Below are 23,264 nucleotides of genomic sequence, written 5' to 3'. Positions count from 1 at the left end.
TACATGAGGTTATACTTTATAAAAACACCACGTATACTTAAACAACTTTTTGCTAAGTATACGTGGTCTTTTTTTACCAATAAGAAAGAAATATACCTCACTTTTGATGATGGACCTATTCCTCAGGTTACTGAATTTGTACTAGACCAACTACATAATTTTAATGCAAAAGCTACCTTTTTTTGTATTGGTGATAATATTCGAAAACACCCTGCTGTTTTCTCAAGAATTGTTAACGAAGGACATTCGGTAGGAAACCATACTTTTAATCACTTAAACGGCTGGAAAAGTAGCAATACAGTTTATATTGAAAACACGAGTAAATGTGAAAGCTTATTACCTGATCAAAAAACAAAATTATTTCGTCCTCCGTATGGAAAAATAAAAAGAAAACAAGCTAAACAACTTCTTGCTAGCGACTATAAAATTATTATGTGGGACGTATTATCCGCAGATTTTGATTCGAGCATCACGAAGGAAAAATGTTTGCAAAACGTACTTGAAAATGCACAAAACGGAAGTATCATCGTTTTTCACGATAGTATAAAAGCTAGCGACAAATTGTATTATGCGCTTCCAAAAGTTTTAAAAGAATTTTCGCAAAGAGGTTATGACTTTAAAGCAATCACTTAAACAAACTGCTGAACCAATCCTATTAACGTATTAGCATCTTGCTCTCCTGTTTGACGCCATTTCATCTCACCATTTTTATAAATCATAAAAGTTGGATTCCCCTTAACTCTTAAGGCATCGGCAAGAATTTCATTCTTTTTAATGTCTATTTTAATTACTTTGGCTTTGTCACCTAATGCAGCAGCTACATCACGAAGTGTGTCTAAACTAGGTTCTAGTTCACTCCAATCTGCATAAAAATCGATTAACACAGGTTTGTTAATGCTTATAATTTCACCAAACTTTGTCATCTTTTGCATACGTTTAATCACTAAAGAGCCTAAAATTACTAATTTTTTGTTAGGTAATTATTATGAAAATCTTAAAAATACTGAAAATCAAGCTTTTTTTAACTCAATTACAGTAATTTCTGGCCAAATTCCTACTCTACCAGGGAAAGCATGATACCCAAAACCTCTATTTACGTTAATATATCTATCAAACTCTTTATACAATCCTGCCCACTGTTTATATACATATTTAGAAGGACTCCACTTAATCCAACCTGGAATTTCAATACCAAACTGTAAACCATGTGTATGCCCACTTAAAGTTAAATGATAATTAAAATCATCTTGCTTTACTTTATGTTCCCAATGACTAGGATCATGAGATAGTAAAATTTTAAAATCATCTTTACTTATCCCTTCTGATGCTTTTTTAAGGTCTCCTGCTTTGCTAAAACGTCCTTTTCCCCAATTTTCTACACCAACTAAAGCAATTCTCTCTCCATCTTTTTCTATGTACCTATTTTCATTCAACAATAGCTCAAACCCTATTTTTGGATGAATATCTTTTACCGCTTGAAAATTTGCCTTTTTATCTTCTGGAGTTTTCCAATCAGAATAATCTCCATAATCGTGATTTCCAAGAATGGAGTATTTCCCCATAGGTGCTTTTAGTTCCGAAAACATTGGCACCCAATCTTCCATTTCATGAGCAAAATTATTAACGATATCACCTGTAAACAAAATCATGTCTGATTCCTGCTCGTTAATTAAATCTACTCCATATTGGATTTTTTCTTTATTATCAAAACTTCCCGAGTGAATATCAGTTATATGAGATATGGTGAAACCATCAAAAGCTTCTGGTAAATCTTTAAAACTTAATTGATATTTTAACACCTTGTAATTATACTTTCCTCTAACCATACCATACAACAAACTTGTAAATGGTAAAGCTGCCAACCCTAAAGCTATCTTCGATATAAAAGCCCTTCTTCCATTTAAATCTTTAGTTTCTTCTTTAGATAAAAATGAAATTCCTTTTTGAATCCATCTCACCACATCTTCCCCAAACATTAATATAAAAACTACTACTTTGGGAACTAAAACAAGTAAAAGCATCCCCATTGCCCATTGAAACTCTCTTGTTTGACCTGAACTTCTATCAGAAGTAAATATCACATAAAAAAAGTTTGCATAAGCTAGCAATCCAACTAACAACCATCCATAACGAATAATTTTACTTTTAGTAAGTGTTTTTATTGCCTGAAAAGCATATGCTTCAAACACAATAATTATTGCTGATATTATAATAACTGTTACTAACCAACGAGACATCTATTTCATTTTTAAGGAGAAACAAAGATACAGCGATTCTTAAAATTGATTTTTAACATCTTGTTAAAGTTTTGTAGCTTTACCTCCAAAGTTCATAGAAACTATAGTTTTCTACTTTTTTCTGTAAACAAATCGGTATCAACATTTTATTTCAATAGGCTTAAGACAAAACATGGCAGATCATAAACGACTTTTTTTACTCGACGCATACGCTTTAATTTTTAGAGGATATTATGCCTTTATTAAAAATCCACGTATCAACTCTAAAGGATTAGACACTTCTGCAATTATGGGGTTTACTAACTCTTTACTAGATGTAATAAAGCGTGAAAAGCCTGATTACCTAGCGGTATGTTTTGACAGAGGCGGAAGTGTAGATCGTGTTGAAGCTTTTGAAGATTACAAAGCAAACCGACAAGAAACTCCTGAAGCCATTCGTTTAGCAGTGCCTTATATTGAAAAAATATTAGAAGCTATGAATATTCCTGCCATTGTAAAAGAAGGGTATGAAGCTGATGATATTATAGGAACACTTGCTAAAAAAGCCGAAAAAGAAGGTCTTCACACCTATATGGTAACACCTGATAAAGATTTTGCTCAACTAGTTTCTGAACATATTTTTATGTACCGTCCGCCTCGTATGGGAAATGGTTACGAAAAATGGGGTGTTGAAGAAGTTAAAACAAAGTTTGGTGTTGAAGACCCATTGCAAGTAATTGACTTTTTAGGGATGATGGGTGATGCTGTTGATAACATTCCTGGTTTACCTGGTGTTGGAGAAAAAACAGCCAAAAAATTCATTGCTGCTTATGGAAGTATGGAAGGCTTGTTTGAAAATATACATGAGCTAAAAGGAAAAATGAAAGAAAAGGTAGAAGCTAATCAAGAATTAGGTCTGCTTTCTAAAAAACTAGCTACTATTATGCTAGATGTTCCTGTTGAATTAGAGTTGGATAAATTAGTTTTTGAACAACCTAATATAGAAGCTACCAAAGAAATTTTTACGGAGCTAGAGTTCCGTCGTTTAACAGAAAACTTCTTAAAAACATTTGCTCCTACTGAAGAAAGTACTACCACGACTGAAAAACCAAAAGCAACAAAGGCTAGTGCAGCAGGTCAATTTGATTTATTTGCTGCTCCCGGTAGTGGAAGTACCTCTAAAGACACAAATATCAACGGCTTTAAAACCATTGAAAATACTAATCACTTCTATCAATTAGTAGATACACCTCTTTCAAGAAAATTATTGTTAGAGAAATTAATGCAACAAAACTCTGTTTGTTTTGATACTGAAACGACAGGATTAAAAGCCTTAGAAGTTGAGCTTGTTGGAATTGCATTTTCTTGGGAGACTGGCAAAGGCTATTATGTTCCTTTTCATGAAAACCAAGAAGAAACAAAGACTATTCTAGAAGAGTTCCGATCATTTTTTGAAGCCGAAACCATTGAAAAAATTGGTCATAATTTAAAATACGACATTAAAGTACTGTCAAACTACAACATGCCTGTACAAGGCAAATTGTTTGACACCATGATTGCGCATTACCTCATCAACCCAGATATGCGTCATAACATGGATGTACTTGCAGAAACATATTTAAACTATCAACCACAACCTATTACAGAGTTGATTGGTAAAAAAGGTAAAAATCAACTTTCAATGCGACAAGTTGAACTACCTAAACAAACCGAGTATGCTGTTGAAGATGCAGATATTACTTATCAATTAAAAGAACACTTTTCTAAAGAGCTAGAAAGTGGTAATGTTACCAAGTTATTTAACGAAGTAGAAACTCCGTTAGTTTCTGTATTAACAGCTATGGAAATTGAAGGTATTAATTTAGATGTCGACTTCTTAAAAACTCTTTCTAAAGCATTATCTAAAGATATTTCTCAACTTGAACAAAACATATACGAACAAGCTGGTGAAGAATTTAATATTGCATCACCAAAGCAATTAGGACCTATTCTATTTGACAAGCTAAAACTGGTTGACAAACCTAAGAAAACCAAAACGGGGCAATATTCTACTGCGGAAGATGTGCTTTCTTACTTAGCTAAAGACCACCAAATTGTTGCAGATATTTTAAAATATCGTCAGTATAAAAAATTACAAAGTACCTATGTTGATGCACTTCCTAACGAAATCAACCCAAAAACAGGAAGAGTACACACTGTATATGCTCAAGCTGTTGCTGCTACTGGGCGTTTAAGTTCTAACAACCCGAACTTGCAGAACATTCCTATTCGTACTAGGCGCGGACAAGAAGTGCGTAAAGCATTTATTCCAAGAGATGAAAATTATGTGTTGTTAGCAGCAGATTACAGTCAGATAGAATTACGAATTATTGCTGCTTTAAGTGAAGAAGAAACCATGATTAAGGCATTTAAAGATGGTGAAGATATTCACGCTTCTACTGCTGCAAAAGTATTTAACGTTCCTATTGAAGACGTAACTCGTGAGCAACGTAGTAATGCTAAAACAGTAAACTTTGGAATTATTTATGGGGTTTCTGCCTTCGGATTAAGTAATCAAACCGATTTATCTCGTAAAGAATCAAAAGAATTAATTGACACCTATTATGCAACCTATCCGAAACTAAGAAGTTATATTTCTAAACAAGTAGATTTTGCTCGTGAGCACGGATATGTAGAAACTGTTTTACATCGTCGTCGTTATTTAAAAGATATTAATTCTCGTAACGCTATTGTTCGTGGTGCTGCGGAAAGAAATGCCGTAAATGCGCCAATTCAGGGTTCTGCTGCGGATATTATAAAGCTTGCCATGATTAACATTTACAAGCGATTTGAGCAAGAAAACTTTAAATCGAAAATGTTATTACAGGTACACGATGAATTGGTATTTGATGCACATAAAGATGAAGTAGACATCATTAAACCTATCATTAAACAAGAAATGGAAAACGCCTTTAAAATGACTGTTCCATTAGATGTTGAAATTGATACAGGAGCAAACTGGCTAGAGGCGCATTAAATTAGGTTTGAGATCATGTCTTTATAATCTTTTAAAGAAAAAGCTATTTCTTTAAAATCAGAAGAAAACGTATTTATTTCATCAAATAAAAAAATCATAAAGTGATATTCATTTTTTTTATCAGAAAGGTTAAAATTTTTAATAAATTCATCTTTATCACTAATCACCATACCGCTTATATAATCTACATTTGTTGGATAAAAGTATGGAAATAATACTTCTCCTTTAATAGAGTTATCCGAGTGCCTGCATTTTTTTAATTCTTCATTCAGGAAATAATTATCAAAACTATTTAAGATACTGCTGTAAGCCCTCGTATATCCATTGCTATCTGTAAATCTTTTATGTAACACTTCAGCATAATTCTTTCTTTTTAAAGTTAAATTAAAAATAGCTTCAAAGTTATTAGGTTCAAACTCTTTTAAAATTAAGAGATAAAAAGTCAGGTATGTTTCAAATAAGGTACCATGATTTTTAGTAACAATATTTGGTAATTTTAAACTTCCTTCTTCATCACTATTTACAAGGCTTTTAATAATTAAATACTTATTTAAAATTTTTTTTATTCTTCTTGGGTTTGTGAAGTGTAATCGTTTAAAAAAATCAGTTATTTTTTCAGCTAGGTCAATCTCATTTCCTTTATTATCTAAATAATCTTCATCAAAATAAAAATTAACTAATTTAGAAATGTCAGGATTTTTAGGCATTGTAAAAGAAACATCAAAAACCTTTTCTAGATATTCATTTGCTTTTATTGTTTCTCCATACTTGTTTTTTACCGCCGCATTAACTGCTTTTTTATCAATTCCACAAAAGAAAATTGTCTTTTTACCAAAAGTGAAAAATAACTTAATAGCTGATAATAAATTTAAGACACTTTCTGGTTCACACCTATCTAAATCATCAATAAAAACTATATTATAATCTGGTGATTTATGTTTGGTTGTTATTTGGTTTTCCCACTTAATAAAATCATCTGCAAAACGCTTTTTAACTTCATAAAATGTATTTTCTTTATCTTCAACTGTTTTAATTAACTCATTCGTGCTAAAATTAGCAAAAGGAGTTTTTAAAGTGATAGCCTTTGCAAAACCTTCCATCAAGGTTTTACCATTCTTTAAAAAGCCATTAATAGATGAATCTGATTCTTTGGATAAATGTTCTAAAAGTGAATTAGCTAAATTTTTATCACTCTCATATTCCCAAGCCTCAAAGAAAAAAGAGTTAAAAGAGCCTTTCAACTCTTTTTCTAAATACTTCATTAAGGTACTTTTACCACTTCCCCATTCTCCATATATGGAAAAGATTTTTATTTCGGAAAACTCGCTTTTATTATTTAAAAGAATAGACTTTATTAAATCTCCTTTTTCAATAATACCTATATAATCGTTTTCTTTAGTTAGTTTTTCAATAGGTAAGTTTGGTAAAAGCTTCTCCATAGTTTTTTTCCATAAAACTATGGAAACTTATTTAATCACAAAAAAGAATTAATAAAATTTCTAAACAAAAAACTGAAAAATACTTTTAAAATGAGCGTTCCATTAGATGTTGAAATTGATACAAAAGCTAATTGGTTAGAAGCGCATTAAAGTTTTGTAATCGCCTTTTCTAAAATCTCTTTTACCTGAAGTTTTAAACTTTCTGGTTCAATTATTTTGGCATAATCTGAAAACACAATGTACCATCTTGAAAAACCGTGTTCAACATAGCAAGTCATAAATGTCATTTCTACTTGGTTTCCTTTTACTTTTTCAGAGACAAAACCATGTTGCATTTTGCTATTGTTAATATATCGCACCACACTTTTATCAACAGAAATAACAACTTTTGTTTTTGGTATATTTTCATACTGACTACGGTATTCATCTAACGTAATGTGTTCTCTAGTAAAACTATGTTGAGTTGATTTTATAGCTAACATTCTATCGGTTCTAAATTGCCTGTAGTCACTTCTTAAATGGCAAAAAGCTAATACATACCAAAATCCTGATTCGTGATAAATACCCACAGGTTCCACAAAACGTTCAGAAGGTGCTTCTCTATTTAATGCTTGATATTTTAAAAATACCTGTCTTTTTTCAGCAATGCTTTCAAACAAGGTTTCAAGTGCATTTGGCAGACTATCATTAAACAATTTATTTGTAGGATCCACCAATATTTGTGATTCTAAGGCAGAAATCCAATCTTTTTCACGACCACGTAAAACTGATTTTAATTTCATCATGGCAGATTCGTAGTAATTCCCCAACGATTTATCTACAAACTTTTGCATTAATTTTTCGGCAGCTACAAAACTTCCCACTTCTTCTCTAGTAAACATAACAGGTGGTAAACGGTATCCTTCCATAATAGAATAACCAACTCCTGCCTCACTTATAATGGGTACTCCCGAAGCTTCAAGTGTTCGTATATCACGATAAATGGTACGTAAACTTACTTGAAATCTATCAGCTAATTCTTGTGCTTTTACAATACGTTTGGATTGTAACTGAATAAGGATGGCTACAATTCTATCAAACCGTTTTACCGTGTCTAAACTCATAATGCTATAACATATTTCCCAAAGATAGGATTTCAGGCTGAAGTATTTTTTAAATTTTAGCTTCAACATAATGACTCTACTTCTTATGATATACAAATAAACATACAGTAAGTGACAACCCTTTGTCAATAGACATTTTTAAAATTTATTTTTTCCTACTGACATAAAGCTGTCACTACCCCATACTAATTTTGACTTCAAATAATAAAAATTACAATTATGGAATCAACAACAAGTACATTATTAGAACAAGTAATTACACCTTCTGAGTTATTAAAACATTGGCAAGGGCATCGAGGTTTAACCCGAAGAACTATTGAAGCTTTTCCTGAAGACCCTTTTTTTAATTACTCTATAGGCGGGATGCGCACTTTTGCTGATATGGTTATGGAACTTTTAGGTATAGCAGGTCCAGGTATTAAAGAAATTGCTACAGGAGAAATTCAAGAGTTAATTGAAGAAGTAGATCACGGTAACAAAAAAGAAAAAGTTCTAGAACTTTGGGATAAAGCTACTGATGAAATAAATACCTATTGGGCACAAATTAAACCAGAACAATTTCAGCAAAGCATTAAAATTTTTGGTCAATATGAAGGTACGGTTTGGTCATCAATCTTTTATTTTATTGATAATGAAATCCATCATCGCGGACAAGGATATGTTTATCTACGTGCTTTAGGTATTGAGCCTCCATTTTTTTATGAACGTTAATCAAAAACATCTAAAATGAAAACAGTTTTGGTATTTAAAACATCAGTTACAAAAAACAAAGAAATTAAAATTGTTCAACCTACTTTAAATCGTTTGATTACCAAAAATGACCGCTGGAATTTTGACTTAGAAGATTGTGATAATATCCTTCGAGTAGAGACTCAAATGGTTAAAGCTGATGACGTTTTAAAAGCAATACAACATCATGGGTTTTATTGTGAAGAATTGTTATAAAAACAATAAAGTATAATGTAACAAGAAACCGAATAGAGAAGCAATTAGTTTCTGTATTCGGTTTCTTTATTCTTTCAAGATGACATATCTACTTTATTACAAATGTTTCATTTTGTACCCAGTTAGCCCTTAGCTTAAATATTGTTTCTAAATAGATGATTTGCTCTGGCTGTTTTCTTAATAAGAAATCACCAGTATCCCACATACGGTTGTTATTTTCATCAACTATCGCTCTAACACTATATTCTTTGGGTTCTAATAAGGTAAACTCTATTTTTTTAGAAGAAGTAATGTATCTTCTTTCTACTACCTTATCTTGACTTAATAGTTCAATAATAACCGGAGATTCTGTTTCGTTTTTAACATCTAATACAATACTTCCATAATCTTCTACTGTTCGTGTCGAAAACTTATAATCTAATGTATCGTTTGTAGTTTTATAAATATCAGTTATCCCTTCTGGTAACCCTTTAAAAATATAACCGTATTTGGGTTTCTTTTCAAACAATACTGCTATCTTATTAATTGATTGTTTTTTCAATTCGAAAGGTACATCAACAGTATCTTTATCAATTAATGAGAATTTAGATTTATCAAAAGAAACAATTGGGTTGTTTGTTTTGATAAACATTGTATCTTTTAAATTCAGGTCTCCACTTACACTAGATGACACAGATAAAGAATCGATTTTCTTTTTTCTTAAAAACACTGTAACAGTATCTTTAAAATTCTCATTATTTACTATAAAATTCAATGAATCTCTTTCTATAGGCGTGTACCAATAATTTAACGTGTCTTTACCTTTTTCAAATTGAGTAAACGACTTAAAATCTTGTGGAACCTCTGACAACAATTCAATATTCATATTTTTCTGCCTACCTTCAAAACCAAACTGAATTTTCCCTTTCGTTACCTCTTTTCCTCTTTTAAACTCATATGGCTGAATTTCTTTAAAGAAACGGACAGGCTTACTTATTAAAGTATCTTGAGGCAACGTAATTGTATCTACTACAAACCCAATTTTATCTGTTCTACTATTAAAAATATAATCGTTTGATGGTTCTTTTAACGCTAACATTAAATATTTTCCTTCACGTAAATTACTAAACTCAAAATTTGTAGAATCTAATGTACTTGTTACATAATTTGGCTTTTGTTTGAAAATAATAGAATCGTTGTATGTACTATCAAGCTTATACAACAAAACACTTACTTCTTTCACCTCTTTCTTATCAAAAGCATCAGCTACCGCACCTTTAATTCTCAAAGAATCAATATAATCTCCTGTTGAAAACACATATTTAAAACTCTCTAACTTATTGTTTTCATTATTGTCTTGAACTGCGTTTCCAAAATTAAAGGTATAAGTAGTATTCGGTTGTAATGTGTCTAATATTTTAATATTTATATACTTGCTTGGTGTTCCTTGAGGTGTAATTAATGGTGGATTTTTCATTGGAGGAGAAACTACCAACTGTTTTTGTAAGTCTTTTAAAACAATATATTCATCAAAATAAATACGAATGTTATCATCATCAAAATGAATAGTTTCATAAGGAGGATTTGCAGTAACCATTATTGGTGCAGTTTCATCTTTTGGACCTCCTTCTGGTCGTCCTTTACGTGCACAACTACTTATTAAAAAAGCGAAAAGAGTTACTAAAATAAAGTGTTTATTTTTCACAAATTAATGGTTTAAAATCCATTTTCAAAAGTAGTAAATTAAGATGGAATGGTATTAGTCTTTTTGTGTATAAGCCATTGTCGCTACACTTATAGTTATGTTTTGCGTTTTTAAAAGTTCGTTTACACAAGCTTCTAATGTTGCTCCTGTAGTAATAACGTCATCAATAAGCAAGACGTGCTTGTTTTCAAAAAAAGTAGTATCAACAAGTTTAAACTTTGTTTTATTATTAGAAAATCGTTCGAATCGTTGTTTTAGGGTTTGTGTTTTGTTTTTAGAAGTTCTAATTAGAATATCTGATTTATACTCAATATTCAAAATATCGCTCAATCGTTCACCAAACATAGTTACTTGATTATACCCTCTCTTTTTAAACTTTTTTGAATGTAGTGGCACAGGAATAATGTAATCTACATCCACAAAAATATTTGATTTCTTTAATTTTTCCCCAAACCAGTCTGCTATAAATAGCCCTATTTCTGGTTGGTTTTTATATTTTAACTGATGAATAAGTTTTTGGGTTACTCCTTTCTTTCTATAAAAAAGAAAAGAACGTACAGCTTGTACTGGCACTTTTCCATAAAAACTTGACATTAATGTAACATTTGTATGCTTATTATCGTCTATAATTGGTAAGTCGTTTATACAAATAGTACATACGAATGTTTCATTTTGTAACAACGTCTTTTCACAGTTAGCACATAAATTGGGATAGAATAAATAGAATATCTCTTTTAAAAATTGCATCTTTACAAGCCTTTTTTAACAGAAAGATACAAAAAACAACAAAAGTTATATTTTGAGTAAAAAGTTTAATTTTTTCAAAGAAGCCGTAAAAAACTACAAAACATCTGGTACTGTAGTACCTAGTTCTAGATACTTAGCAAATAAAATGCTAAAAGAAATTGATTTTAAAACTGCTGAAGTCATTGTAGAACTAGGACCTGGAAATGGAGCCATTACACAGTATATTTTAAAGAAGCTTCACCCCAACACTATATTAATATGTTTTGAAATAAATGATGCTTTTTACAAAGAGCTAAAAAAAATAAAACATCCACAATTGGTTGTTTTAAAAGCCTCTGCTGAAAACATAAAGTTTGAAATAGAAAAGTTAGGATATTCAAAAGCAGACTATATAGTTTCTAGCTTGCCCTTAACTATAATTCCTAAAGAAATATCACACTCTATCTTAACAAAAAGCCATAGTTTTTTAACTACCACTGGGCTTTTTATTCAATATCAATATAGTTTAACTTACTACAAAAAACTAAAAGAAGTATTTGGTAATGCTATCGATTTAAGCTTTGAGCCTCTAAATTTTCCTCCTGCTTTTATTTACAAATGTGTTAAAAAATAAATAGTATATTAGCACGGAGCATAACCCTCATTATAACCCCTTAAATGATGCCTGCCTCAAAAATAAAAAACAACGGCTTCATTGCCTTTTTAATTTTACTAATACTTGTTATTGGATTTTTATCCTACGAAAATGCTAGAGATTACTCTGAGCTTAAAGCTGTTTTTGAGCTTGAAAAAAAGGAGTTAGAAAACGAGTTAACAAATATTATTGAAGATTATGAAGAAACAAATTATAAGAAAAGTGAATATTCATTAAAACTAAAAGATGAGATTCATAAAGTAATCCAACTTAGAGATTCTGTTAAAAACTTAAAGGAAGTAGATTATAAGTTTATTAGATACTACAGAAAAAGAACAGGAATACTTATTGAAGAAAACGAAAAACTTTTCACTCAATTAAATCATCTTAATACAATTAACAACGAATTAATTACAAAAAACGATAGTGTTCAAGAAGCTTTATTAGTAAAAGAAAAACAAAATGCTAAACTTACTAACATAAACCGTTTTTTAAGTAAAGAAAAGCAAGACTTAAAGAAAAAAATAGCCACTGCTGAAGTTATTGAAATATCTACCATAAAGGCAGAGGCTATGAAAAAGAAAAGAAATGGGAAATTTACCTCAACAACAAGATCTAATAAGGTAAATGCATTTAAAATAGAATTCGATTTACTAGAAAACAAAGTGGCCTCCCCTGGTCCTAAAAAAGTTTATATTCAAGTAATGGATACAAATAAAAAAGTTATTACCCCATTTAAAGAAGTAAGTTTGCAGAACAATAAAAAAATATGGTGTAGTGATATTTTAACTGCCGAATATAATAACAAACAGTTATCTATGATTTCTTTTGTTAATGTAGATGGCGAAATTGGTGCTGGAATCTATCATATTAATACATTTGTAAACGGTATTCAGGCCGGTAATAAATCCCTAGCACTAAAATAAACCCCTTAAATTAATAAAACTTAATATAAATCAATCCCCCTAAACCATGAATCAACCAAAAACCAAGAATGTTTTAATTTTAGTATTAATTATCTTATCTCTTTTCCTTTTTTATTACTCTTTTCAAAAGTCAAATGAAAACAAAAACCTTCAAAACATCTTCTTAGAAGAAAAAGCTGAATTACAGCAAGATCTAGACGAAATGATTAAAGACTACACCGATGTTGTTGTTGGAAAAAAACGTTTAGCTGACAGATTAGAAGTAGAGCTAATAAAAATGAAAAACTTAAGAGACTCTATCAAACTCTTAAAATCTGATAATTTTGGACTTATAAGAAAATACAGAAGTAGAATTGCTAGTTTAGAACGTGAAAACAAAAAGCTTTTTATTCAAATAGACTCTTTAAATAGTGCTAATGATGCTTTAACTCAAGAAAATGTTATAGCTAATGAAATTTTACAGCAAAAAGATAGTGTAAATGAAACATTAACAGAAAAGAACAAAGAATTAGAAGCTAAAGTTGCTATTGGTGGAATTATTAAAACAAGCCCTGTAAAAGCAGTTGCCATGAAAGAACGTAGCAGCGGAAAGTTAACATCTACAAGTAGATCTAGCAGAACTGATGCTTTTAGAATAAATTTTGATTTGTTAGAAAACCCAATAACTACGGCAGGTGAAAAACGCGTATATATTCAAATTGCTGATGAAAATAAAAATGTAGTTGCTCCAAAAGGGAAAACTGACCTAAAAAATGGACAAAAAGTTCAATATACAGACTCTCTTGAGGTTAACTACAGTAACAATCGTTTAAGCCTTGTGTCTTTAGTATTAGTAAACAGAGACGATATTAAAAAAGGAAAATATGTAATTAGCGCTTTTGTTGATGGTGTTTACTCTGGAAACACAATAATAAAACTAAGATAAACAACGATAATAGGTACAAAATGCAACTAAAAAGTGAAGAGTTTAATTAATTCTTCACTTTTTTCTTTTTCCATACCCTTAGTTTAAATCCTTATTTTATTTTTGCAACATGGCAAAACAAGAAGATCAATTTAAAAAAGTATTATCGCACGCAAAAGAATACGGTTATGTGTTCCAATCATCTGAAATTTATGATGGTTTAAGCGCGGTGTATGATTATGCTCAAAACGGAGTAGAATTAAAGAAAAATATTCGTGATTATTGGTGGAAAGCAATGGTGCAAATGCACGAAAACATTGTAGGTATTGATGCAGCAATACTAATGCACCCAACTACTTGGAAAGCCTCAGGCCACGTTGATGCTTTCAACGATCCTTTAATTGATAATAAAGACTCTAAAAAACGTTATAGAGCTGATGTTTTAGTTGAAGATTTTAGAGAAAAAATCAACGAAAAAATTCAAAAAGATATAACCAAAGCAAAAAAGCGTTTTGGTGATGCTTTTAATGAAGATGAATTTAGAAGTACAAATCCTAACGTTTTAAGACGTCAAAAACAAATTGACGAGATAACTGTTGAACTAACAAGAGTTCAAGAGGAAAACGATTTTGAAGGGTTTAGAAATTTAATTATAGACTTAGGTATAACATGTCCTGTTTCTGGCTCTAAAAACTGGACAGAAGTTAAGCAGTTTAACCTAATGTTTGGAACGCAACTTGGAGCTTCTGCTGACAGTTCAACAGAAGTATATTTACGACCTGAAACAGCACAAGGTATTTTTGTAAACTTCTTAAACGTACAAAAAACTGGACGTATGAAAATTCCTTTTGGAATTGCACAAACTGGTAAAGCTTTTCGTAACGAAATAGTTGCGCGTCAATTTATATTTAGACAACGAGAGTTTGAGCAAATGGAAATGCAATTTTTTGTAAAACCAGGCACTCAAAAAGAATGGTATGAGAAGTGGAAAGAAACTCGCTTAAAGTGGCATATGTCGTTAGGAATGGGAGAAGAAAACTACCGTTTCCACGATCATGATAAATTAGCTCATTACGCTGATGCTGCTGCTGATATTGAATTTAATTTTCCTTTTGGATTCAAAGAATTAGAAGGGATTCATTCTCGTACTGATTTTGACTTAAGTCAGCATGAAAAATTCTCTGGAAAAAAACTACAGTACTTCGATCACGAAGACAATACTAGTTATGTTCCTTACGTAATTGAAACTTCAATTGGTTTAGACAGAATGTTCTTAGCGGTTTTCTCTAACTCTTTACAAGAAGAAGAGCTAGAAAATGGTTCAACAAGAACAGTTTTAAAATTACCTGCAGTTTTAGCACCTACCAAAGCAGCTATTTTACCGTTGGTTAAAAAAGACGGTTTACCAGAAATTGCTCGTAAAATTGTTGACGATTTAAAATGGGATTTCAATGTTGTTTATGATGAAAAAGATGCTGTTGGAAGAAGATATCGTCGTCAAGATGCTGTTGGTACACCTTTCTGTATTACAGTAGACCATGAAACTTTAGAAGACAATACTGTTACCATTCGTCATAGAGACACTATGGAACAAAAACGTGTTAAAATAGAAGAATTAAGCAACATTATTAAACAAGAGGTAGATGTACGTTCTTGGTTACAAAAAATGGAAGCATAAATCTTAAAACGACAAAATAAAGCAAGAATCCTAAACGTAACTGTTTAGGATTTTTATTTTTGCAATAGTAAATACCTTTACATACAAATCTTAATATCAAGTAAGAGTTTTAACTAACCGATAAAATAGAAAACAAATGAAAACTGTACTTAAAATATTATTCATCATCTTTTTACTTTGGATGATAGCAGGAGCTTATCTTTTAAACACAGAGCACCCTAAATCACAAGTAGTAATGGGCCTAGGTGTTTTATACATGTCATTTATATTAATGCCTTTATTTATTTACTATAGATATAAAGATGGTAAGTATAAAAAGTATGTTATGAACTCTGATAAAGACAAAAAAAAAGCTGAAGATTAATCTTCAGCTTTTTTTATTTTATATTTTGCTCACTATTGTAAAGTAGGTGAGTAATTTGTTGGGTAATCATCCGGTTTAGCTAAACCGTCTTTACCTACAGTGAAATTAGATCCGTATGTAGCATCAATAGCTGCTAACATTTTATTAGCCATTAATGCATACCCTCTACCAGTTAAATGAACTCCGTCTAAACCAACTAAACCACCAGTTACTAAACTAGTATTCATATTATAATTTCCAAACTCTAACCCAGAAGTAGAGGCTTCTTGTAAAATAGCTTTAAAATCTACAAAAGCTAAACCTTTTGCTTCAGCAACTGCTTTAATAGTTGCATTATATGAATCTGTAGCATTCTTAACTCTACTTACTTCATCTTGGGTTAACACCCATTTATCTTCAAGAGGTAATGAAACTCCTTCTACAGAAAACATTCCTGCTAACTGTTCTGGTAGACCTTGCAACATTAAAAATTCAACAGAATCAGTATTCACTTCTCCTATTATAGTACTACTTGGCAATACTAATAAATCTTCTTCTGTTGCTTGTCTTGCTTGACCGTAATAAGTACCTAATAAGCCTGCTACTTTTTGTAATGTAGTTGCATCAGTAGGTAACCCAAAGCTTGCCACAAAAGGAGGAAACGTAGGACTTGCTAATAAAGCACCAACAATTTGAGCAGTTTTATCTTCTAAAGACTCATCTTTAATTACAACTGCACTTGCAGCATCTGTAGCAAAAACTATTGATCTTTCTGGAACACCAATTGCTTCAAAAACTCCATTAATAGCTCCAAAAACATTATTTAATGTCGGAATTTGTGCTCCAAAATCAGGATTACTAGGATCTAATGGTGCATAAGGTACTGTAGTAAAGTAAGGTAACGATGTTATATATGGTAAATTAGCCACAACTCCTTTTCTATCTCCTGCTGCTAAAGCGTCAACAGTACTTGAAAAAACTGAAGCAAAAACATTAGAGTTTGTAATATCATTTATTCCATAAGTTGTTGGGTCTACATTTCCTGTTTCATTATGATCTTCACCTACACCACCAGCAATAGAGTAACCTAAAACATCATTTCCTCCTATTTCAGATAATGTAAAAAATGTTGGTTGTTGCATTAACACATCTTGTATAACACTTGCCATAGGGTTAGATGCCATTCTTACATAATAAGGGTTAGCATTTGGCAAAGCTGCTAATGCTCCATAACCTTCTACTCCTAAATGAAAACTTTTTATTCCTGGCACACCCATATTACTATAAGGTCCTGCCTGTATATTACCTATTTCAGTAGTTGGAGTTGCTGATAACCTTGTAGGTCCAGTTCCATTAAAATAAAACCTTGGCTCAGCTTTTTCTACCCCAGCTATTAAAAAACCGCCTATGTTATCACTCATTAGAGGCTGCGTAAAATCTCCTCCGCCTACCATAGCAAACTTACTAGCTAATATATTTGGAAAAGAATTTTCTTGAGAAGCTTTAAATAAAGCTCCATCTGAAAAGCCTGCTGTAAAGGAAGCTCCTACTGACACATATCTGGAAAAATCTACGCTACCAGCCTGCAATGCTACAGTGCTCTCCGCCTCTCCTTTAATTTCAGGTAATGTATTATCTACATCACAGGCGGCTAAACCTAAAAATAATGCAGACAAAAAAGTATATTTAATTGTATTTTTCATTGTTTCTTTTTTTAGTTGTTGATAGTCCAAGAAATGTAGTATTGAGAACCTACCGCTCCTACTCCAGGTGCACTTAAATACTCTTCACCTGTTAAATTAGACCCTCCTACTTTAAACACTGACTTAATTGAAGGAACAGAATAGTTAATTTGAGCATCAAGAACTGTTCTTTCTTCTACAGTTCCTTCTAAGAAAGTAGACTGCCAGTAGAACTCATTTTGCCAACGAGCACTTATGTTAAATCCAAAGTTTTCAAATAAATTTGTGTGTCCAAATTGCATTTTTACTTTGTGTTCTGGTGTATTAAATCCAGCTTCAAAATCAGGGTCAGCAGCTTGATCAAAATCAAACTTAGACCATGTATAGTTTAATCCAACATCAAACCCATTAAATACCTTCGTGTTTAACCCTAAACCTACTCCATAAGAATCTACATCAACTGTTGAGTTAGTTTTTACACTAAATGTTCTTACTAAATCTCTGTTAGTTAAGTTATTCACAGTAACTGGTGTGTTTGGATCTACTAATACAACTACATCTTTATTAGAAATAAAGTCAGAATACATATTATAGTATGTACTAAAATCAATAGACAACTTATTTTCTCCTAAAGGAACTGCTGCACGGTAACCAACTTCAAAAGATTTTACTTTTTCTGGCTCTACTAAATCTGTAGTTGCCAAAGTAGGATTTCCGTTTGCTATAGAGTTAGCAGAGTAACCTCTATCAAACACATCTTGTCCTGTTAAAACAAAACTTCCTGTTGTTGTAATTGCTGGTGCAGAAAAACGCCCAATATTATCTGGAGCTGTTCCTAAAATAAATCCTGCTCCTGTTGCTAAACCAATATATTGATCTTGCGTTGTTGGGTTACGGAAACCTGTTTGGAAAGATGCTCTAAAGTTATGATTTTTGTTTTCTCCAGCCGCATACGCTAATGAAACTCTTGGTGTAACGTTTCCATCAAAATTATCTGACTTATCATAACGAATAGATCCTGTAAATTTTAAACGATCATCCATCATTTTTTTCTGAATTTGAGTATATAACCCATATTCTCCATATTTAATTGGACCATCACTATCAGTATAAATAGTTCCATAAGAGTTTAATCTATATTGTCTATATGAACCCCCTACTTGAACCTCTGCCCAATCGATATAATCACGTAAGTTTAAGTTACCATCCGCATGATAATAGCTTGTATTATCTCTAAACTTTGACCCTGTTAGTAAATCTGGATCAGCAGTTACTTCATTAAAAAGTCTTGTAAATTCAGGCGTACCTGGTACAGCACGACCCTTATCTGCATAAATTCTCGCTGCTGCATGATTTGAAGCTTCAACATTAGGAACTGCACCTAAATAAGCTTTTGCATAATCCCCAAACCAATTAGTATTAGATTTCCACTTACTATTAATATTAATTGCAGCAAAACGAGTATCGTATGAATCTCCTGCATCTTCACCTGCATAATATCCTCTTATAAAGAAGTTTTTACCTCTTACTTCTAACTTATGTTGTTCCATAAAGAAGTTAGCTAAATTGTAACGGTTTTGTCCTTGATAAATAGTATTACCTCTACCGTATTTAGAATTCCAAATAATTTCAACACGGTCATTACCTAAAGGACGGTAATGAATAGCTCCATTGAATTTTACACTTTTAGCTTCATTAGACATTAAATCTACTTCTCTATATCCTGTTCTACTAACCTTTCCAATAGCTCCTCCTAAATCAACAGAAACCTCATCTCCATACACATTTGCCCCATCGTAGTTAGGATCATCATTATGATTCATTCCAGGAATGTATGTACCTCCAATACCTGTTGTATTTCTATAATCAGTTGCATGCCATTCTTCTCCTTTTAAGTAAGAAAAACTAGCTTTAACTGCAAAATAATCGTCAAAAGCATGTGCCATTTTAATTGTAGCATCATAATATCCATTATCTCCTGCTGCTTCTTGACTTGTTAAACCAGTTTTTAAACCAACACTAATACCTTGTTCATTAAATGGGTTCTCACTACGCATTAACATAATACCATTAAATGCATTGGCTCCATATAAAGCCGAAGCTGCTCCTGGTAAAATTTCAACACTTTTTACATCTACTTCAGAAATTCCTAATAAGTTTCCAATAGCAAAGTTTAATGCTGGAGAAGCGTTATCCATACCGTCAACTAACTGTACAAAACGCTCATTACCAAACGTAGCAAAACCACGTGTGTTTACTGTTTTAAATGTTAAACCTCCTGAGTTGATATCAACTCCTTTTAAATTTTCTAATCCATCGTAATATGAAGCAGAAGCTGTATTCTTAATCGCTCTAGAATCAAAACGTTCAATTGTTACAGGTGATTCCATAACACGTTCTGGAGTTCTCGAAGCCGACACAACTACCTCATCTAAAGATGTTGCATTTTCTGTTAAGCTAACCTCAACAACTTGGTTGTTTTTTGTTATTTCAACTGTTTTTGTTTGATACCCTAAAGAAGAAATTTCAATGGTAAACGGAGGGATATCTGTTACCGTCATTGTAAACTTACCATCAAAATCAGTAGACGTTCCTACTGCTTTTCTCGAAACTTTAATGTTTGCTCCTGGCAATGGTCCACCAAGCGAAGCATCATTAACCGTACCTGTAATGGTAGTTTGAGCAACCATCATTGCTGTACCAAATAGCACAAATGCAACAAGTAATAGTTTTTTCATCATAATGTAAAATAATTTGTTAACTGTAGTGCAAAATACAATTTTTTTTCATTTGCGAAATATTTACCCTCTTTTTTTGTAATTATAGTAATTATAAAGACAAAAACTTACCAAAAACCAATTTTAGATTTTATTTATTAATTTATTATTTATCATCTTATACAAATTGTATTTTTGCCTAAACTTATTAGTAGTCTTGGAAATTATACATTCTATTTTTGATCTTACCCCTTCTCAAAAAACAATGGTAACAATTGGTACTTTTGATGGAGTTCATATTGGTCATCAAAAAATTATTGAGAAACTAGTTAGTGAAGCAAATGCTAGTAATAAAAAATCGGTATTGCTAACATTTTTCCCTCACCCAAGAATGGTATTGCAAAAAGATGTTTCTATTAAGCTAATAAACACTATTGATGAAAGAGCTCAACACTTAGAAAAATTAGGATTAGATTATTTAATCATTCATCCTTTTAGTAGAGAGTTTTCAAGATTAACCGCTTTAGATTTTGTTCGTGATATTTTAGTTAATCAATTAAACATTTCTAAATTGATTATTGGTTACGATCATCATTTTGGAAAAAATAGAGAAGGTAATATTGAACAATTAACTGAGTATTCTCACTTATATGATTTTACTGTTGAAGAAATTCCTGCTCAAGATATTGATGAAGTATCAGTTAGTTCTACCAAAATTAGAAAAGCTCTAGCTAATGGGCATTTAAAAACTGCTAACAATTACTTAGGATATAACTTTTCACTTACAGGAAAAGTTGTAAACGGAAAACAACTAGGTGGAAAAATAGGTTTTCCTACAGCAAATATTGATGTGCCTGAAGACTACAAGTTGATTCCAAAAACAGGTGTTTATATAGTAAAGTCTACTATTAATAACACTACTATTTATGGAATGATGAATATTGGTAATCGACCAACGGTTGATGGAGAACATCAAACAATTGAAGTACATTATTTCAATTTTAACCAAAATTTATATGGTAAAGAGCTAACTATTGAGCTACTTTACTATTTAAGAGACGAACAAAAGTTCGATTCTGTTTCTGGCTTAATTTCTCAATTAAAAAAAGACAAGCAAAATTCAATGCTCTTTTTAAAAAGTTACGCCAAGCTCTAACCTTACATCATACTCAAAGCCCCCCGGTTTCAAATAGCTTTAGAATTAGTATTATTGACGTAACTGCATACAAATTTAATTTTTTTAAAACCTACATAATGACAAGTATGTCATTATGTATTTCATATGTTTTTAAGATTTTGTATCGAAAAAGAATAATGCTGTCAAAAAATGAGGTAACCTTAAAAAAGGTAGCCCTTTGCGTAAAAACTTTAAGAGAAGAGTATCATATTACTTCAAATGAGTTTTATATTGATACTGGAATACATTTGGCAAGAATAGAACAAGGAAAAACAAATGTCACTATTACTACTCTTCAGAAAATATGTGATTATTTCAATATTACTTTATCAGACTTCTTTATGATGCTTGAAGAAATTTAGTACATAAAACACATTGCTTAAGTCTATAGCTTCTTTTATCTTTGCTTTTCTTAAAAAATTAAAAAGATGTTACAGGTTCAGTTTATTAGAGAAAACAAACAAACTGTTTTAGACGGATTAGCAAAACGTAATTTTGCTGATGCCGAAACAATTATTGAAGAAGTATTAACTGCTGATGAAACGCGTAGAGCTACACAAGTTTCTTTAGATAATGTTTTAGCTGAATCGAACAAAATATCCAAAGAAATTGGAGGTCTTTTTAAGTCTGGTAAAGTTGAAGAAGCAAATAAACTTAAAGTAAAAACAGGTGAGTTAAAAGAGCAATCTAAACAATTAACAGAAGAATTAAACTCTGCTGCTGATAAGTTAAACGAATTGTTGTACCAAATTCCTAATATTCCTCATCCTTCTGTAAAAGCAGGAAAAAGTGAAGAAGATAACGAAGAGATTTTTAAAGAAGGAATTATTCCAGATTTAGGAGAAAAAGCATTACCTCACTGGGAATTAGCGAAGAAGTATGATATTATTGATTTTGATTTAGGTGCCAAAATTACAGGTGCTGGTTTTCCTGTGTATAAAGGAAAAGGAGCTCGTTTACAACGTGCTTTAATTAATTACTTCTTAGATAAAAACACAGCAGCTGGATATAACGAAGTACAAGTTCCTCATTTAGTAAATGAAGCTTCAGGTTTTGGTACAGGTCAATTACCTGACAAAGAAGGACAAATGTATCATGTAACTGGAGATAACTTATACTTAATCCCTACCGCTGAAGTTCCAGTAACTAATATGTTTAGAGGTGACTTAGTAAAAGAAGCTGACTTACCTATTGCAGTTACAGGCTATACTCCTTGTTTCCGTCGTGAAGCTGGAAGTTACGGAGCTCATGTTCGTGGATTAAATCGTTTACACCAATTTGATAAAGTTGAGATTGTTCGTGTTGAACACCCTGATAATTCATACAATGCTTTAAATGGAATGGTTGAACATATCAAAGAAATTTTACGTGAGTTAAAATTACCATACCGTATTTTACGTCTTTGTGGTGGAGATACTGGTTTTACCTCTGCTCTAACATTTGATTTTGAATTATATTCTACAGCTCAAGAACGTTGGTTAGAAATTAGTTCTGCTTCAAACTTTGAAACTTTTCAAGCAAATCGTTTGAAGTTACGTTTTAAAAATAAAGAAGGTAAAAGTCAATTAGTACACACTTTAAACGGAAGTTCTTTAGCCTTACCTCGTGTGTTGGCTGGTATTTTAGAAAACTACCAAACTGAGAATGGAATTAAAATTCCTGAAGTATTAGTTCCTTATTGTGGTTTTGACATGATTGATTAATCAATTTTCAATATAAAAATAAAAAAATCCCAAGCCTCAATTACGATGCTTGGGATTTTTAATTAATCAATCCCCATTGAAAAAAATATGTTTAGTTGGCAACTACTGCTACCATTAATCTCTTGTATTTATTCATTTCTAACAATGCCTCAAAATATTGAGTTATTTGACCTTTTCTCATAAACTCATTTGCATTCTGCTTTGCTATTTCATATTGTGTCGTAAAGTTTCCCATAGTTTACATTGTTTAGTTGTTTTACTAATAAGACAAAGTTCGTGCCAAAATGTTACACTGCTTTTCAAAAAAGCACCTCTTTTAATAGTATTTTAACAATTATCTTCTGTATTTT

General features: G+C 31.4%; 21 protein-coding genes. 12 read left to right on the top strand and 9 right to left on the bottom strand.

Translation table 11 applies throughout. The features are described from left to right. Window positions 1-3: 3 nt before the first annotated feature. A complete protein-coding gene (locus tag C8N27_RS05360; RefSeq protein WP_121146560.1) occupies window positions 4-633 on the top strand; it encodes a polysaccharide deacetylase family protein in 630 nt (209 codons plus the stop codon). Here C8N27_RS05360 and C8N27_RS05355 read toward each other — a convergent pair. Both C8N27_RS05355 and C8N27_RS05350 read right to left on the bottom strand, forming a co-directional pair. Next, window positions 630-923 carry a thioredoxin family protein gene (locus C8N27_RS05355; RefSeq protein WP_099215056.1) on the bottom strand — a complete coding sequence of 98 codons (294 nt, stop codon included), beginning with the start codon at window positions 921-923 and terminating at the stop codon, window positions 630-632. The two genes, C8N27_RS05360 and C8N27_RS05355, sit on opposite strands and share 4 nt — an antisense overlap. A gap of 87 nt (window positions 924-1,010) precedes the next feature. Next, a complete protein-coding gene (locus tag C8N27_RS05350) occupies window positions 1,011-2,237 on the bottom strand; it encodes a metallophosphoesterase (RefSeq protein ID WP_121146559.1) in 1,227 nt (408 codons plus the stop codon). A gap of 172 nt (window positions 2,238-2,409) precedes the next feature. Between C8N27_RS05350 and polA the strand changes: the two genes are divergently transcribed. Further along, complete coding sequence (gene polA / locus C8N27_RS05345; RefSeq protein WP_121146558.1) at window positions 2,410-5,232, top strand: DNA polymerase I; 2,823 nt, start codon at window positions 2,410-2,412, stop codon at window positions 5,230-5,232. On the opposite strand, the gene C8N27_RS05340 is transcribed toward polA, so the two are convergent. Both C8N27_RS05340 and C8N27_RS05335 read right to left on the bottom strand, forming a co-directional pair. After that, window positions 5,229-6,671 carry a KAP family P-loop NTPase fold protein gene (locus tag C8N27_RS05340; protein ID WP_121146557.1) on the bottom strand — a complete coding sequence of 481 codons (1,443 nt, stop codon included), beginning with the start codon at window positions 6,669-6,671 and terminating at the stop codon, window positions 5,229-5,231. The two genes, polA and C8N27_RS05340, sit on opposite strands and share 4 nt — an antisense overlap. A gap of 146 nt (window positions 6,672-6,817) precedes the next feature. Further along, window positions 6,818-7,774 (bottom strand): helix-turn-helix transcriptional regulator, encoded by a 957-nt coding sequence (locus C8N27_RS05335; RefSeq protein ID WP_121146556.1) that lies wholly within the window; start codon window positions 7,772-7,774, stop codon window positions 6,818-6,820. Between the two features lie 219 nt (window positions 7,775-7,993). On the opposite strand from C8N27_RS05335, the gene C8N27_RS05330 reads away from it, so the two are divergent. Next, window positions 7,994-8,485: a DinB family protein gene (locus C8N27_RS05330; protein ID WP_121146555.1), complete on the top strand. Its 492-nt coding sequence runs from the start codon at window positions 7,994-7,996 to the stop codon at window positions 8,483-8,485. 15 nt (window positions 8,486-8,500) lie between these two features. Then, on the top strand, window positions 8,501-8,719 hold the full coding sequence (locus tag C8N27_RS05325) for a hypothetical protein (protein WP_099215051.1): 219 nt from the start codon (window positions 8,501-8,503) through the stop codon (window positions 8,717-8,719). 88 nt (window positions 8,720-8,807) lie between these two features. Here C8N27_RS05325 and C8N27_RS05320 read toward each other — a convergent pair whose 3' ends face one another. Both C8N27_RS05320 and C8N27_RS05315 read right to left on the bottom strand, forming a co-directional pair. Further along, window positions 8,808-10,403 carry an Ig-like domain-containing domain gene (locus C8N27_RS05320; protein ID WP_121146554.1) on the bottom strand — a complete coding sequence of 532 codons (1,596 nt, stop codon included), beginning with the start codon at window positions 10,401-10,403 and terminating at the stop codon, window positions 8,808-8,810. 54 nt (window positions 10,404-10,457) lie between these two features. Continuing rightward, window positions 10,458-11,150: a ComF family protein gene (locus C8N27_RS05315; protein ID WP_121146553.1), complete on the bottom strand. Its 693-nt coding sequence runs from the start codon at window positions 11,148-11,150 to the stop codon at window positions 10,458-10,460. A gap of 52 nt (window positions 11,151-11,202) precedes the next feature. Here C8N27_RS05315 and C8N27_RS05310 point away from each other — a divergent pair, with 52 nt between their 5' ends. The 5 genes from C8N27_RS05310 to C8N27_RS05290 all read left to right on the top strand — a co-directional run bounded on the left by C8N27_RS05310 (window position 11,203) and on the right by C8N27_RS05290 (window position 15,656). Continuing rightward, entirely contained in the window at window positions 11,203-11,763 is a 561-nt protein-coding gene (locus C8N27_RS05310) for a class I SAM-dependent methyltransferase (RefSeq protein WP_099215048.1), read from the top strand. A 44-nt stretch (window positions 11,764-11,807) separates the two neighbouring features. Beyond that, on the top strand, window positions 11,808-12,710 hold the full coding sequence (locus C8N27_RS05305) for a DUF8428 domain-containing protein (protein WP_124588056.1): 903 nt from the start codon (window positions 11,808-11,810) through the stop codon (window positions 12,708-12,710). Between the two features lie 46 nt (window positions 12,711-12,756). Next, window positions 12,757-13,635, top strand: a complete 879-nt coding sequence (locus C8N27_RS05300; protein WP_099215046.1) for a DUF8428 domain-containing protein — start codon at window positions 12,757-12,759, stop codon at window positions 13,633-13,635. Between the two features lie 109 nt (window positions 13,636-13,744). Next, the gene (locus tag C8N27_RS05295; protein WP_121146551.1) at window positions 13,745-15,292 is read left to right on the top strand and encodes a glycine--tRNA ligase; all 1,548 of its coding nucleotides are present in this window, start codon (window positions 13,745-13,747) and stop codon (window positions 15,290-15,292) included. A gap of 136 nt (window positions 15,293-15,428) precedes the next feature. Further along, on the top strand, window positions 15,429-15,656 hold the full coding sequence (locus C8N27_RS05290; RefSeq protein WP_099215044.1) for a hypothetical protein: 228 nt from the start codon (window positions 15,429-15,431) through the stop codon (window positions 15,654-15,656). Window positions 15,657-15,688: 32 nt separating this feature from the next. Here C8N27_RS05290 and C8N27_RS05285 read toward each other — a convergent pair whose 3' ends face one another. Beyond that, entirely contained in the window at window positions 15,689-17,338 is a 1,650-nt protein-coding gene (locus C8N27_RS05285; protein WP_121146679.1) for an SGNH/GDSL hydrolase family protein, read from the bottom strand. 11 nt (window positions 17,339-17,349) lie between these two features. After that, window positions 17,350-20,058 (bottom strand): TonB-dependent receptor, encoded by a 2,709-nt coding sequence (locus tag C8N27_RS05280; protein ID WP_121146550.1) that lies wholly within the window; start codon window positions 20,056-20,058, stop codon window positions 17,350-17,352. A 193-nt stretch (window positions 20,059-20,251) separates the two neighbouring features. Here C8N27_RS05280 and C8N27_RS05275 point away from each other — a divergent pair, with 193 nt between their 5' ends. From C8N27_RS05275 to serS, 3 genes are all read left to right on the top strand, one after another. Then, entirely contained in the window at window positions 20,252-21,190 is a 939-nt protein-coding gene (locus C8N27_RS05275; protein WP_099215042.1) for a bifunctional riboflavin kinase/FAD synthetase, read from the top strand. A 98-nt stretch (window positions 21,191-21,288) separates the two neighbouring features. Next, complete coding sequence (locus C8N27_RS05270; protein WP_099215041.1) at window positions 21,289-21,573, top strand: helix-turn-helix domain-containing protein; 285 nt, start codon at window positions 21,289-21,291, stop codon at window positions 21,571-21,573. Window positions 21,574-21,639: 66 nt separating this feature from the next. Further along, window positions 21,640-22,914: a serine--tRNA ligase gene (gene serS / locus C8N27_RS05265; protein WP_121146549.1), complete on the top strand. Its 1,275-nt coding sequence runs from the start codon at window positions 21,640-21,642 to the stop codon at window positions 22,912-22,914. Between the two features lie 91 nt (window positions 22,915-23,005). Here serS and C8N27_RS15870 read toward each other — a convergent pair whose 3' ends face one another. Then, entirely contained in the window at window positions 23,006-23,149 is a 144-nt protein-coding gene (locus C8N27_RS15870; RefSeq protein WP_164723407.1) for a hypothetical protein, read from the bottom strand. Between the last annotated feature and the right edge of the window lie 115 nt (window positions 23,150-23,264).

The sequence above is a fragment of the Tenacibaculum discolor genome, assembly GCF_003664185.1.
GTDB lineage: Bacteria > Bacteroidota > Bacteroidia > Flavobacteriales > Flavobacteriaceae > Polaribacter > Polaribacter discolor.
The sequence above is the reverse complement of the archived record's forward strand: the minus strand, read 5'-3'. Positions and strand labels throughout refer to the sequence as shown.

What these genes read in the sequence shown, in the direction of transcription:
- C8N27_RS05315 (WP_121146553.1), bottom strand. Translation starts at nt 11,150, where the DNA reads ATGCAATTTTTAAAAGAGATATTCTATTTATTCTATCCCAATTTATGT.
- C8N27_RS05270 (WP_099215041.1), top strand. Translation starts at nt 21,289, where the DNA reads ATGACAAGTATGTCATTATGTATTTCATATGTTTTTAAGATTTTGTAT.
- C8N27_RS15870 (WP_164723407.1), bottom strand. Translation starts at nt 23,149, where the DNA reads ATGGGAAACTTTACGACACAATATGAAATAGCAAAGCAGAATGCAAAT.
- C8N27_RS05285 (WP_121146679.1), bottom strand. Translation starts at nt 17,338, where the DNA reads ATGAAAAATACAATTAAATATACTTTTTTGTCTGCATTATTTTTAGGT.
- C8N27_RS05355 (WP_099215056.1), bottom strand. Translation starts at nt 923, where the DNA reads ATGACAAAGTTTGGTGAAATTATAAGCATTAACAAACCTGTGTTAATC.
- C8N27_RS05350 (WP_121146559.1), bottom strand. Translation starts at nt 2,237, where the DNA reads ATGTCTCGTTGGTTAGTAACAGTTATTATAATATCAGCAATAATTATT.
- polA (WP_121146558.1), top strand. Translation starts at nt 2,410, where the DNA reads ATGGCAGATCATAAACGACTTTTTTTACTCGACGCATACGCTTTAATT.
- serS (WP_121146549.1), top strand. Translation starts at nt 21,640, where the DNA reads ATGTTACAGGTTCAGTTTATTAGAGAAAACAAACAAACTGTTTTAGAC.
- C8N27_RS05330 (WP_121146555.1), top strand. Translation starts at nt 7,994, where the DNA reads ATGGAATCAACAACAAGTACATTATTAGAACAAGTAATTACACCTTCT.
- C8N27_RS05360 (WP_121146560.1), top strand. Translation starts at nt 4, where the DNA reads ATGAGGTTATACTTTATAAAAACACCACGTATACTTAAACAACTTTTT.
- C8N27_RS05290 (WP_099215044.1), top strand. Translation starts at nt 15,429, where the DNA reads ATGAAAACTGTACTTAAAATATTATTCATCATCTTTTTACTTTGGATG.
- C8N27_RS05335 (WP_121146556.1), bottom strand. Translation starts at nt 7,774, where the DNA reads ATGAGTTTAGACACGGTAAAACGGTTTGATAGAATTGTAGCCATCCTT.
- C8N27_RS05305 (WP_124588056.1), top strand. Translation starts at nt 11,808, where the DNA reads ATGATGCCTGCCTCAAAAATAAAAAACAACGGCTTCATTGCCTTTTTA.
- C8N27_RS05295 (WP_121146551.1), top strand. Translation starts at nt 13,745, where the DNA reads ATGGCAAAACAAGAAGATCAATTTAAAAAAGTATTATCGCACGCAAAA.
- C8N27_RS05280 (WP_121146550.1), bottom strand. Translation starts at nt 20,058, where the DNA reads ATGATGAAAAAACTATTACTTGTTGCATTTGTGCTATTTGGTACAGCA.
- C8N27_RS05340 (WP_121146557.1), bottom strand. Translation starts at nt 6,671, where the DNA reads ATGGAGAAGCTTTTACCAAACTTACCTATTGAAAAACTAACTAAAGAA.
- C8N27_RS05300 (WP_099215046.1), top strand. Translation starts at nt 12,757, where the DNA reads ATGAATCAACCAAAAACCAAGAATGTTTTAATTTTAGTATTAATTATC.
- C8N27_RS05325 (WP_099215051.1), top strand. Translation starts at nt 8,501, where the DNA reads ATGAAAACAGTTTTGGTATTTAAAACATCAGTTACAAAAAACAAAGAA.